This is a genomic window from Paracoccus sp. DMF (assembly GCF_004407025.1).
GTDB classification, from domain to species: domain Bacteria; phylum Pseudomonadota; class Alphaproteobacteria; order Rhodobacterales; family Rhodobacteraceae; genus Paracoccus; species Paracoccus aminovorans_B.
In genome coordinates, this window is sequence record NZ_SOKV02000016.1 from 14298 (window position 1) to 25925 (window position 11628).

An 11628-nucleotide genomic window follows, 5' to 3' on the forward strand; every position below is an offset into this window, starting at 1 on the left:
CCGTTTCCCCGCTGTCCTGTCGCGGGGGTCAGGCTGGCGCATCCGGCGGCAGGGGTCAACGCCGCCCGCGCCGGCATCAGACGAAACGCCCCTCCGGGATGACCGAGGGCGCGAAGGTCTCGGCCGAGGCGCGGCCCCAGCGCTTGTGCCAGTCGCGCAGCTCCTCGGTTTCGCGGTCCGCGACCAGGAAGCCCTGCGGCAGATAGGGGAATGCCTCGTTCCATCCGAGAAGGTGCCGTCCTTGTGGCGGAACATGAAGTGATAGGGCAGGAAGTCGCTGGGCGCGCTCAGCCCCGCCGCGCCCGCGATCTCGGCCAGCGCATGCAGGGTGTTCTTGTGGAACCGCGCCACGCGCAGCGCCTTGGTCCCGACCTCCAGCCCGCGCTGGCGCAGCTTGTCCTGGGTGGCGATGCCGACCGGGCATGCGTTGGTATGGCAGGACTGCGACTGGATGCAGCCGATGGCGAACATGAAGCCGCGGGCCGAGTTGCACCAATCCGCCCCGAGCGCCAGCGCCCGGGCGATGTCGAAGGCGCTGACGATCTTGCCCGCCGCGCCGATGCGGATGCGCTGCCGCAGCCCGGCGCCGCGCAGGGTGTTGTGGACAAAGGCCAGCCCCTCCAGCATCGGCATGCCGACGCGGTTGGTGAACTCCAGGGGGGCCGAGCCGGTGCCGCCCTCTTTCCCGTCGACGGTGATGAAGTCGGGCGTGATGCCGGTCTTCAGCATCGCCTTGACGATGCACATGAATTCGCGCCGGTGCCCGATGCACAGCTTGAAGCCCACCGGCTTGCCATCCGACAGTTCGCGCAATTGCGCCACGAACGCCATCAGCCCGACCGGCGTGGAGAAGCTGCTGTGCGAGGGCGGCAAAATGCAGTCCACGCCCATCGGCACGCCGCGCGCCTCGGCGATCTCGGGGCTGATCTTGCGCGCGGGCAGCATGCCGCCATGGCCGGGCTTGGCGCCCTGGCTCAGCTTGATCTCGATCATGCGGATCTGCGGGTCCAGCGCCTGGCTGCGGAATTTCTCGGCCGAGAACCGGCCCTCTTCGTCCCGGCAGCCGAAATAGCCCGAAGCCACCTGATAGATCAGGTCGCCGCCATGCTGGCGGTGATAGCGGCTGATGCCGCCCTCGCCCGTGTCATGGGCAAAGCCGCCCAGCTTCGCGCCCTGGTTCAGCGCCATGATCGCATTGGCCGACAACGCGCCGAAGCTCATGGCCGAGATGTTGTAGAGGCTGGCGGAATAGGGCTGGCGACAGTCCGGCCCGCCGACCAGGACGCGGAAATCGCTGTCGGTGATGACCTTGGGCGCCACCGAATGCGTGACCCAGGCATAGCCGGCCTCATAGACCTTTTCCGAGGTGCCGAAGGGCTTCTTGTCCTCGACCCCCTTGGCGCGCTGATAGACCAGGCTGCGCGCCTCGCGCGAGAAGGGCAGCTCGTCGCTGTCGCTCTCGATCAGGTATTGCCGGATCTCGGGGCGGATGTCCTCGAGCAGGAAGCGCATGTGGCCGATGATCGGATAGTTGCGCAGCACGGCATGGCGCTTCTGGATCAGGTCGCGGATCCCCAGCAGCACCAGCGCCCCCAGCAGGACCGCCGGCAGCAGCGGCCAGCGCCAGCCCGCCGCGAGCAGCGCCAGCATGACGGCCGCGCCAAAGCCGCACAGCGCCAGCACCGAATATCGTTTGAACGCGGGAAGAAATGTCATGCCTTGGCAACCCTGGGTCCGGTTCTTGCCCGCGCGGCCGCTTGACCCCGGGGGCATCGCCCGCCAGTTTACGCCTGCTCTCGAGCGGTTTGGCAAGGCAGGGGATGCAGCGTAATTTCAGCGAATTGATGCGAAAGCGGCGCTCGGTGCGGGCCTATCTGGACCGCCCGGTGCCGCGCGTCACGGTCGAGGAGATCTGCCGCCTGGCCCGCAGCGCCCCCAGCGGCGCCAACCTGCAGCCGGGGCATTTCCACGTCCTGGCCGGCAGCGCCCTGGCGGACCTGGTGGCAGGATTGCAGGCCGCGATCGACGCCGGCGCCCCGCAGGCGCGCGAATATTCCTATTTCCCCGAGCCGATGCCGCCCGGGCTGAAGGCCCGGCAGCGCGCGGCGGGCTATGTGCTCTATCAGGCCCTGGGGATCGAGCGGCGCGATCTCGACGGCCGCCGCCGGCAGTTCCGGCGCAACTACGATTTCTTCGGCGCGCCGGTGGGCGTGGTCGTCACCATCGACCGGACCATGGGCAAGGGCTGTTTCATGGACCTGGGGATGAGCCTGATGGGCTTCCTGCTCGCGGCCGAGGCGCATGGCCTGGGCGCGACCGGCATCGGCGCGCTGGCGAATTACGGGCCCGAGGCGCATCGCCTGCTGGCCCTGCCCCGGGATCAGATGGTGGTCTGCGGCCTGGCGCTCGGCTGGCCCGACCCGGATGCGCCCGAGAACCGCTTCCGCACCGAACGCGCCGACCTGGCCGAGTTCACCAGCTTTCGCGGCTTCTAGCCCTCGCACCGCAGCAGGATCGCCGTGCCGAGCCCGCCGGCGGCGGCGATGGCGGCAAGCCCGGTCTGGCCTGGCTCCATATCGTGGAACAGCCGCACGAGGTTGATCGCGCCCGATGCGCCGATGGGATGCCCGCGCGCCAGGGCACCGCCGCCGGGGTTGATGCGATCCATGGGCAGGCCGGTTTCGCGGGTGCAGGCGATGGCCTGGACGGCAAAAGCCTCCATCAGTTCCACGAAGGCGTTGCAGCTCGGCGCCGGCCTCATGGTGCTGGCCGGCGACAGCCCGCGCCGGCAGCGCGCCGCGCTGGCGCAGGCGACGGTGATCTATGCCACGCCCGCGCAATTGCGCCGGCTGCTCTTGGCCGGGCCGGGTTGCTTGGCCGGCGTGACGCATGTCTTCTGCGGCGGCGGCAAGCTGGACCCGGCCTGCCGCGCCGGCATCGCAGGCCTGTGCCCCAATGCGGCGATCCGCGAATTCTACGGCGCCTCGGAGACCAGCTTCATCGCCATCGCCGATGCAGCCACGCCGCAGGGCTCGGTCGGCCGCGCCTATCCCGGGGTAGATCTGCAGCTGGATGCGGCGGGCCGCATCGGGGTCGCCAGCCCCTATCTCTTCGACGGCTATGCCGAGCCGGACCTGCCGCCGCTGCCGCGCGCGCAGGGCTATCTGCAACCCGGCGACATCGGCTGGCTCGACGCGCAGGGCAACCTGTTCCTGCGCGGCCGCGAAAGCCGCATGGTGACGGTCGCGGACCAGAACCTGTTCCTCGAGGATGTCGAGACGGTGCTGGCCGGCGCCGTCGCCGCCCCCAGCGCTGCGCTGGCGCTGCCCGACGCGCTGCGCGGCCATGCCGTGGTCGCGGTGGTCGAGGGCGCGCCCGACGATGCGCTGGCCGCCCGCCTGCGCCGCGCCTGCCGCGAGGCGCTGGGCGATCACGCCGCGCCGCGCCGGGTGGTGTTCCTGCCGCAAATGCCGCTGCTCGGCTCGGACAAGCCGGATCTGGCGGCGCTCGCCCGGCTGGTCGCGCCATGACCGGGGCGGTCGTCGTCGCCGCCCGCCGCAGCGCCGTGGTGCCGCGCGGCGGGGGTTTCGCGGGCCTGGACATCCATCAGCTTGCCGCGCCGGTGATCGCCGCCCTGCTGCGCGACGCGGGGCTGGCGCCCGGCGATGTGGATGAGCTGATCCTGGCCAATGCGCTGGGCGGCGGCGGCAATCCGGCACGGGTCGCGGCGCTGGCCGCCGGCCTGCCGGTCGCCGGGCTGACGCTCGACCGGCAATGCTGCGGCGGCATGGATGCGGCGCTGCTGGCCGAGGCGCTGATCCGCGCCGGCCGGGCGCAGTTGGTGATCGCCGGCGGCGCCGAGAGCTATTCCCGCCGCCCCCTGCGCCTGCGCACCGACCCCGCGGGCGGCCCAGCCGAGCCCTATGACCAGCCGCCCTTCACCCCCTGGCCCGAGCGCGACCCCGACATGGCCGAGGCCGCCGAGACCGTGGCGCGGCTGATGCGCATCACCCGCACGGACCAGGACGCCTGGACCATCGCCAGCCACGCCCGCGCGCTGGCCGCGGCGCCCCGCATGGCGCAGGAAATCACCGCCATCGCCGGGGTTGCTGCCGACCCCTATGCCCGGCGCCTGACGCCCGCGCTTTGCGCCCGGGCCAAGGCGCTGTCGGGCAGCGTCACCGCCGCCAACACCGCCGTCGCGGCGGATGGGGCGGGGTTCTGCCTGCTGGTCTCCGATGCCGTCGCGCGGCGGCTGGCAACGCCCCGGCTGCGCATCCTGGTGGGCGCGACGCTGGGCGCCGATCCCGAACTGCCCGGCCTCGCGCCGGTGCCGGCGATCCGCGCGGTGCTGGCCGCGGCGGGGCTGACGGCGAACGAACTCCACTCGATGCTGGCGTAAAGCGCCAGCGAATGGCCAAGCTGGCCCAGCACGGCATAGCGATCGGCGGCCGACAGGCCATAGTGATCGCGGTTGACCCGGAAGCTGGCGAGCCAAGAGGCGTGGCTGCGCCGGATGGTCTTGACCCGGCCGCCCGAGCCCGAGCTTTGGCAGCACAGCCAGGCGCCGGGCACGTCGCCCTCGGGGCGGATGCCCTCAAGGCTGGCGTGGATCGGCAGGCCGCGCGCCAGGCAGTCGAGCAGCGCCGCGAGTGCCGCCGCATTCTGCCCGGCGCCGCCGCAATCGAGCACCGCGCCGGGCCGGGCCGGGGCGAATGCCCCCTGGCTCACAGCCGGGTCTGGGCCGAGCCGGCCGGGCGATGCCAAGCCAGCGTCTGCGGCCGGGCGCGGGCCAGCGCCTGCACCAGCATGCCGGTGATCGCGGCCTTCAACAGATCGCCCGGGATGAAGACCGCGACCAGGCGGAAGGCCTCGGCCAAGGGCTTGCCGGTGACGATGGCCAGCCCGCCGGCGCCCAGGATATACAGCACGACGATGCCGCCCAGCACCGCGCCGATGCCGGCGACAAGGCCGGCCGGGCGCAGCGCGACGCGCTCGACGAACAGCCCGGTGACAAAGGCCGCGACCGGGAAGCCCAGCGCAAAGCCCGCCGTGGGCGAGGCGAAGACGCCAAGGCCGCCGCGCCCGCCGGCCAGCAGCGGCAGGCCCAGCGCGACCAGCAGCAGGAACAGCCCCGCCGCCGCCGCGCCGCGCCGGGCGCCCAGCACGGCACCGGCCAGCATCACCCCCAGGGTCTGGGCGGTGATCGGCACGCCGAAGCCCAGCGTGATCTGCGGCACCAGCCCCAGCGCCGCGATCATCGCGGCAAACAGCGCGACCTGCGCGATATTGCGTTCCATGGCCTAATCCTCCGTGTCCAGGGATATGGGGGCGCCACCCCGCGCCCGCAAAGCTTCGCCGACATGATCGGCGTCGTCCAGTGCCTGCAAGGTCAGGGGCAGGACCAGCTGCCAGCCGGGGCGGCGGCGCGAGCGCGCGCGCCAGGCTTCGGCCAGGGTCTCGGCCCGGGCGACCAGCACCGGGGTGAAGCGGATGACCAGCGGGATCGCCAGCTCCAGCGCGGCGGTGCGCAGGCCCAGCCGGCGCAGCGGCGCGGTCAGGCGGTGGATCAGCGCCACCATGTCCTCGAGCGGCGTGGTCATGGTCACCAGGTTCGCCAGCGCCACCAGCGCCACCATGCGCAGCGTGATCGCGACGCCCTGGGGCAGGTCGCCGGTCAGCGCGTGCCAGGCCAGCAGGATGGCGACGAAGGGCAGCACCACCCGCAGGCTGGCCAGTCCCGCGCGCAGGAAGACCGGCCCCGGCAGAGCATAGAGCCCCAGCACCAGCGCCAGCGCGGCGGCGTTCCAGCCGATGCCGGGCAGCCAGAACAGCCCGGTCGAGCACAGGCACAGCGCCCCCAGCTTCAGCCCGGCGGGCCAGCGATGGGCGCGCGTCTCAACCGGCGAGGTCAGCGAGATCATCGAGATCCCCCAGCCGGATCATCTCGGCGGTAAAAGTGTCCAGCAGCTCGGGCCCGCCCTGGGCGACGATGCCGCCGCGGTCGAGCCAGAACAGCGCCTCGCAGGCTTCCAGATCGGCGGGCTCGTGCGAGATATGCAGCAGCCGGGTGTCGGCGCGGTGCAGGTGGCGGGCAAGCTGGCGCCGCGTCGGGATGTCGAGCCCGGCATAGGGCTCGTCCAGGATCAGCAGTTTCGGCCGCATCGCCAGCACCGCCATCATGCAGACCAGGTGCTTCTGGCCCTGCGACAGGGCCGAGATCGGCGCGTCGTGCCAATGCGGCTTGTCGAAGGCCGCCAGCACCGCCCGCACACGCTGGGCCGCGGCCGATTTGTCCAGGCCCTGCTGGCGCAGGCCGAAGGCGATTTCCTCGGCGACGCGGGGAAAGATGATCTGGTGTTCCGGGTTCTGGAACAGGATGCCCACGGTCTGCAGCGCCGCGCGGCGGTCGCGGTAAAGATCGTGGCCGCCGATGCGGACCTGGCCGCTGGTCGGCGCCAGCAACCCGGCCAGCAGCCGCGCCAGCGTGCTTTTGCCCGAGCCGTTGCGCCCGACCACGCCGATGCGCCGGGCCGAGGAATGCAGCGTCACGTCCGAGAGCACCGGCCGGCCGCCGGCCTCATAGCCCAGGCCGTCCAGCCGGATGGCGAAATCGGCCGGGGCGGCCTGCGGCGCGGGCGAAATCATCGGCAATCCCATCCTGCTTTCGCCGCGGCGCGGCGCGAGTCGCGCCTGTGTAACCGCAGATCGGCGCCGCGAGAACCCCGCGCCATTGCGCCGCGCCCGGCTTGCTGCCAGATTTCCCGCATGGAGATGCCGCTTTCCCATTCCCGGCGCGCCGGCTGGCGCGCGGCGCCGCTTTGGGCGCTGGCGCTGCTGGCGCTGGCGGCGACCGTCTGGCTGGGCGCCCGGCTGGCCGAGCGGCAGGCCATGGCGCGCGGCTATGCCCGGGCCGAGACCACGCTGCGGCTGACCGTCAACGCGCTGGAGGCCGACCTCGCCCGCTACGAGATGGTGCCGCAGCTTCTGGGCGACCTGGACCTGATCCGGCAGCTGGTCGCCGATCCGACCGACTCGGACCTGCTCGCCGCCACGAACCGCTGGCTGGAGCGGCAGAACGCGGCGCTGCAGGCCTCGGACATCTACCTGATGCTGCCGGACGGGCTGACCATCGCCGCCTCGAACCACGGCCAGCGGCTCAGCTTCGTGGGGCAGAACTTCAGCTATCGGCCCTATTTCATCGACGCGATGCGCGGGAAGCCGGCGCGGTTTTACGGCGTCGGCACCACCTCGGGGGTGCGGGGCTATTTCTTCTCGGCCCCGGTCAGGGACGCGGGCGGGCGCATCGTCGCGGTGACGGCGGTCAAGATCGGCGTCGACCGGATCGAGGCCGGCTGGCAGGGCGGCGCCAGCCGCGTGCTGGTGACCGACCCCGAGGGCACGGTGTTCCTGTCCTCGCAGCCGGCCTGGCTTTATCACGCCTTGCAGCCGCTGACGCCGGACCGGCTGGCGCGCACCGCCGCCTCGCGCCGCTATGCCGAGACGCCGCTGGCCGACCTGCCGCTGGAACGCATCGCGCGCGGCGGCACCGCGCTTCTGCGCCTGCCCGACCGGCCCGGCGACCCCGCCTCGCCCCGGCGCGACTATATCGCCGCGGCCGAGCCCATGCCCGAGGCCGGTTGGACCGTGCATGTGCTGCTGGACAGCGCCGAGTTGCAGGCTGAGGCGCGGCTGACGGTGGCAAGCCTGGTGCTGCTCTTGTCGGCCGCGGTCTTCGGCGCGCTGATGCTGCGCCAGCGCCGCGCCCGCCTGCGCGAGCGCCTGGCCGCGACCGAAGAGCTGGAGCGCCGGGTGATCGCCCGCACCGCCGACCTGGCCCGCGTGAACGAGCAGCTGGGCCAGGAGATCGCCGAGCGCCGCGCCACCGAGGCCGAGCTGCGCGCCGCCCAGGTGAGCCTGGTGCAGGTCGGGAAGCTGGCGGCCTTGGGGCAAATGTCGGCCTCGCTGTCGCATGAGATCAACCAGCCCCTGGCGGCGGCGCGCAACTACGCCGACAGCGCCGGCATCCTGATCGAGCGCGGCGACTATGCCCGTGCGCGCGAGAACATCGCCGAGATCCTAGCGCTGGTCGATCGCATGGCCGCCATCGGCAAGCACCTGCGCCAGGCCGCGCGCCAGCCCGATGCCAACCCCGGCGCGGTGACGCTGGCCGCGCTGCTGCCCGAGACGCAGACCATCGTCGCCGGTCGCCTGGCCGGCAGCGGCGCCACGCTGGAGCTGGACCTGCCCCCAGACCTGCCGCCCCTGCGCGCCGGGGCGACGCGGCTGCAGCAGGTGCTGGTCAACCTGATCTCGAACGCCGCCGATGCCGCGCTGGAGGCCGAGGACCGCCGCATCACGCTGTCGGCCCGAGCCGAGGGCGGTCGCGTCCGGATCAGTGTCCGCGACCGCGGCCCCGGCGTGTCTGATGCCATCGCGCCGCGCATCTTCGACCCGTTCTTCACCACCAAGGGTATCGGCGCGGGCCTGGGCCTGGGTCTGTCGATCACCGCCAATATCCTGCGCGACCTCGGCGGCGAGATCAGCGTCCACGACGCAAGCCCCGGGGCCGAGTTCCGCGTCACCCTGCCCGCCGCCCCGCAGGAGGCCGCCGCATGAGCGCGCGCGTCCTGCTGATCGACGACGATGCGCAGATGCGCGGCTCGACCGCGCAGGCGCTGGAGCTGGCGGGCTTCGCGGTCGAGGCGCTGGCCTCGGGCGAAGAGGCGCTGGCGCTGGCGGGCCCCGGCTTTGCCGGCGCCGTGGTCAGCGACATCCGCATGCCCGGCATGGACGGCATGACCCTGCTGGGCCGGCTGCACGCGATCGACGCCGAGATCCCGGTGATCCTGGTCACCGGCCATGCCGAGGTGCCGCTGGCGGTCGAGGCGATCCGCGGCGGCGCCTATGACTTCATCGAGAAGCCCTTCGTGGTGCAGGAACTGGCGACGGTGATCCGCCGCGCCGCCGAGCATCGCGCGCTGGTGCTGGAAAACCGCCGGCTGCGCGCCGTCGCCGGCAAGCGCGACGATATCGAGGCCCGCCTGCCCGGCCGCAGCCAGGCCATGGTCGATCTGCGCTATCGCCTGCGCGCCATCGGCGCCTCGGACGCGGATGCGCTGATCATCGGCCCGACCGGCAGCGGCAAGGAGGTCGTGGCCCATGCGCTACACGACATCTCGCCCCGCGCCGGCCGGCCCTTCATCGCCATCATGTGCGCCGCCCTGCCCGAGGCGCTGATCGAATCCGAGCTGTTCGGCCATGAGGCCGGCGCCTTCCCGGGCGCGCTGCGGCCGCGCTATGGCAAGTTCGAGCACGCGCGCGGCGGCACGGTGCTGCTGGACGAAATCGGCTCGATGCCGCTGGAATTGCAGGCGAAATTGCTGCGCGTCCTGCAGGAACGGGTCATCACCCGGCTGGGCTCGAACGACGCGGTGCCGCTGGACGTGCGCTTCATCGCCACCTCCAAGACCGACCTGGCCGAACTGGTGGCGCGCGGCGCCTTCCGCGAGGACCTGTATTGGCGGCTGAACGTCGCGGTGCTGCATGTGCCGCCGCTCGCCGCCCGGCGCGAGGACGTGGCGCTGCTGTTCCTGCAACTGGTCCGCGAATCCGCCGCGCGGCACAACCTGCCCGAGCGCGCGCTGTCGCCGGCCTTGCTGTCCGACCTCGCCGCCCGCGACTGGCCGGGCAATGTCCGCGAATTGCGCAACCTGGCCGAGCGCTTCGTCCTGGGGCTGGAACCGGGCCGGCCCGAGCCGGCCCCGGGCGCGACCCGGCTGGCCGAGCGCGTCGCCGAATACGAGCGCAGCCTGATCGCCAGCGCCATCGCCGCCCATGGCGGCCGCCTGCGCGCGGTCTATGAGGGCCTGGGGATTTCCCGCAAGACGCTTTACGAGAAGATGCAGAAATACGGGCTGGACCGCCGACTGATCCTCGATGCCGCCGAGGACGACGGCTGAGGGGTGGATTTCCACCCATGCGATGGCGGCAATGTTCCCTTTCCCACCCATTTTCTGGCCCCGGCGCGGCGTTTTCCGCCCGGAAGGCGGATTAGCGTTTGGCGCATCGCCCGGGCCGCGCGCAACCTGACCGCATCGGCCGCAGGGAGGCGCGGCCCAACAGGGGAGGAATCACGGATGGCATATCCGAAACTGGCCGCCGCGCTGACGGCCGTGATGGCGTTCGGCTCGGGCGCCTGGGCGCAGGATTATCCGACGCGGCAGATCACCATGGTCGTGCCCTTCTCGGCCGGCGGACCGACCGATACCGTGGCGCGGCTGGTGGCGGAAAAGATGTCCTCGGACCTGGGCCAGCAGATCGTGGTGGAAAACGTCGGCGGCGCCGGCGGCACGCTGGGCGCGGGCAATGTCGCCAAGGCCGAGCCGGACGGTTATACCGTGCTGCTGCACCATATCGGCATGGCGACCTCGGCCACGCTCTATCGCAAGCTGGCCTATGACCCGCTGAACGCCTTCGACTATGTCGGCCTGGTGACCGAGGTGCCGATGGTCGTCGTCGCCCGCAAGGATTTCGAGCCGGCGGATTTCGCGGGCTTCACCGAATACGTCAAGGCCAATGCCGACAAGCTGACCCTGGCCAACGCCGGCATCGGCTCGGCCAGCCACCTGTGCGGCATGCTGCTGATGCAGGCGCTCGAGGCGCCGCTGGTCACCGTTCCCTACAAGGGCACCGGCCCGGCGATGACCGACCTGCTGGGCGAGCAGACCGACATCATGTGCGACCAGACCACCAACACCACGCAGCAGATCAAGGGCGGCACGATCAAGGCCTATGCCACCACCACGGCCGAGCGCCTGCCGCTGTTCCCCGACCTGCCGACCGCGACCGAATCCGGGCTGTCGGCGCTGCAAGTCGGCATCTGGCACGGCATCTATACCCCCAAGGGCACCGCGCCCGAGATCAACGAGCGCCTGTCGCAATCGCTGCAAAAGGCGCTGGCCGACGAGGGCGTCGTCAAGGCCATGGCGGATCTCGGCACCGCGCCCGAGCCGGCCGAGAATGCCACCCCCGCCGCGCTGAAGGCCAAGCTGGAATCCGAGATCGCGCGCTGGAAGCCGGTCATCGAATCCGCCGGCGTCTATGCCGACTGATCCCATCCGGCCCCGCCTGTCCGCGGGCGGGGCCCCTGAAAGGGCGAACGCATGACGACGAAACCCAAGGACAAGACCGACCTCGCCGCCGGCCTCCTGCTGATGGCCGCGGCCGGTTTCTTCGGCTGGCAGACGCTGGAGCTGGAAATCGGCACCTCGCTGCGTATGGGGCCGGGCTATTTCCCCATGGTGCTGTCGGGGCTCTTGTTCCTGCTCGGCGCGCTGGTGGCGCTGAAATCGCTGGGCCGCGAGGGCGAGCCCTTCGGCCCGATCGCCTGGCGCGGGCTGATCTTCATCCTGCCGGCGCCGGTGTTCTTCGGCCTGACGGTGCGCGGCCTCGGCTTCGTGCCGGCGCTGTTCGTGACCACGCTGATCGCGGCCCAGGCCTCGCGCCGGATGCGGCCGCTGCCGGCACTGGCCCTCGCGGTCGCGGTCACCATCCTGTCGACGCTGATCTTCAGCTATGGCCTGGGCCTGCCGTTCCGGCGCTTCGGCCCCTGGCTGCCGTTGTAGG

General features: G+C 71.8%; 11 protein-coding genes and 1 pseudogene. 7 read left to right on the forward strand and 5 right to left on the reverse strand.

What is annotated here, in order from left to right:
• Nucleotides 1-76: 76 nt before the first annotated feature.
• Nucleotides 77-1716, reverse strand: a pseudogene (locus E3D03_RS10610) (FMN-binding glutamate synthase family protein).
• A 104-nt stretch (nucleotides 1717-1820) separates the two neighbouring features.
• On the opposite strand from E3D03_RS10610, the gene E3D03_RS10615 reads away from it, so the two are divergent.
• The gene (locus E3D03_RS10615) at nucleotides 1821-2495 is read left to right on the forward strand and encodes a nitroreductase (RefSeq protein ID WP_263566939.1); all 675 of its coding nucleotides are present in this window, start codon (nucleotides 1821-1823) and stop codon (nucleotides 2493-2495) included.
• Here E3D03_RS10615 and E3D03_RS10620 read toward each other — a convergent pair.
• Nucleotides 2492-2761 carry a hypothetical protein gene (locus E3D03_RS10620; RefSeq protein WP_318013726.1) on the reverse strand — a complete coding sequence of 90 codons (270 nt, stop codon included), beginning with the start codon at nucleotides 2759-2761 and terminating at the stop codon, nucleotides 2492-2494. The genes E3D03_RS10615 and E3D03_RS10620 overlap by 4 nt on opposite strands.
• Between E3D03_RS10620 and E3D03_RS10625 the strand changes: the two genes are divergently transcribed.
• Nucleotides 2760-3530 carry an AMP-binding protein gene (locus tag E3D03_RS10625; protein WP_411969816.1) on the forward strand — a complete coding sequence of 257 codons (771 nt, stop codon included), beginning with the start codon at nucleotides 2760-2762 and terminating at the stop codon, nucleotides 3528-3530. The two genes, E3D03_RS10620 and E3D03_RS10625, sit on opposite strands and share 2 nt — an antisense overlap.
• On the forward strand, nucleotides 3527-4402 hold the full coding sequence (locus E3D03_RS10630) for a thiolase family protein (RefSeq protein ID WP_263566941.1): 876 nt from the start codon (nucleotides 3527-3529) through the stop codon (nucleotides 4400-4402). Before E3D03_RS10625 ends, E3D03_RS10630 begins: the two co-directional genes overlap by 4 nt.
• A gap of 325 nt (nucleotides 4403-4727) precedes the next feature.
• Here the strand turns inward: E3D03_RS10630 and E3D03_RS10635 are convergent, their stop codons facing one another.
• From E3D03_RS10635 to E3D03_RS10645, 3 genes are read right to left on the reverse strand one after another with little or no spacing between them, the layout of a single operon-like run.
• Nucleotides 4728-5300 (reverse strand): biotin transporter BioY, encoded by a 573-nt coding sequence (locus E3D03_RS10635; RefSeq protein ID WP_062562626.1) that lies wholly within the window; start codon nucleotides 5298-5300, stop codon nucleotides 4728-4730.
• A gap of 3 nt (nucleotides 5301-5303) precedes the next feature.
• Nucleotides 5304-5924 carry an energy-coupling factor transporter transmembrane component T family protein gene (locus E3D03_RS10640; protein ID WP_263566942.1) on the reverse strand — a complete coding sequence of 207 codons (621 nt, stop codon included), beginning with the start codon at nucleotides 5922-5924 and terminating at the stop codon, nucleotides 5304-5306.
• On the reverse strand, nucleotides 5899-6648 hold the full coding sequence (locus E3D03_RS10645; RefSeq protein WP_062562628.1) for an energy-coupling factor ABC transporter ATP-binding protein: 750 nt from the start codon (nucleotides 6646-6648) through the stop codon (nucleotides 5899-5901). Before E3D03_RS10645 ends, E3D03_RS10640 begins: the two co-directional genes overlap by 26 nt.
• 120 nt (nucleotides 6649-6768) lie before the next feature.
• Between E3D03_RS10645 and E3D03_RS10650 the strand changes: the two genes are divergently transcribed.
• From E3D03_RS10650 to E3D03_RS10665, 4 genes are all read left to right on the forward strand, one after another.
• Entirely contained in the window at nucleotides 6769-8619 is a 1851-nt protein-coding gene (locus E3D03_RS10650; RefSeq protein WP_263566943.1) for an ATP-binding protein, read from the forward strand.
• Nucleotides 8616-9962, forward strand: coding sequence for a sigma-54-dependent transcriptional regulator (locus E3D03_RS10655; protein WP_062562629.1), 1347 nt, complete (start codon nucleotides 8616-8618; stop codon nucleotides 9960-9962). The genes E3D03_RS10650 and E3D03_RS10655 overlap by 4 nt, the downstream gene beginning before the upstream one ends.
• 177 nt (nucleotides 9963-10139) lie before the next feature.
• The gene (locus E3D03_RS10660) at nucleotides 10140-11114 is read left to right on the forward strand and encodes a tripartite tricarboxylate transporter substrate-binding protein (protein ID WP_263566944.1); all 975 of its coding nucleotides are present in this window, start codon (nucleotides 10140-10142) and stop codon (nucleotides 11112-11114) included.
• A 51-nt stretch (nucleotides 11115-11165) separates the two neighbouring features.
• The gene (locus tag E3D03_RS10665) at nucleotides 11166-11627 is read left to right on the forward strand and encodes a tripartite tricarboxylate transporter TctB family protein (RefSeq protein WP_263566945.1); all 462 of its coding nucleotides are present in this window, start codon (nucleotides 11166-11168) and stop codon (nucleotides 11625-11627) included.
• The last annotated feature ends 1 nt before the right edge of the window (nucleotide 11628 follow it).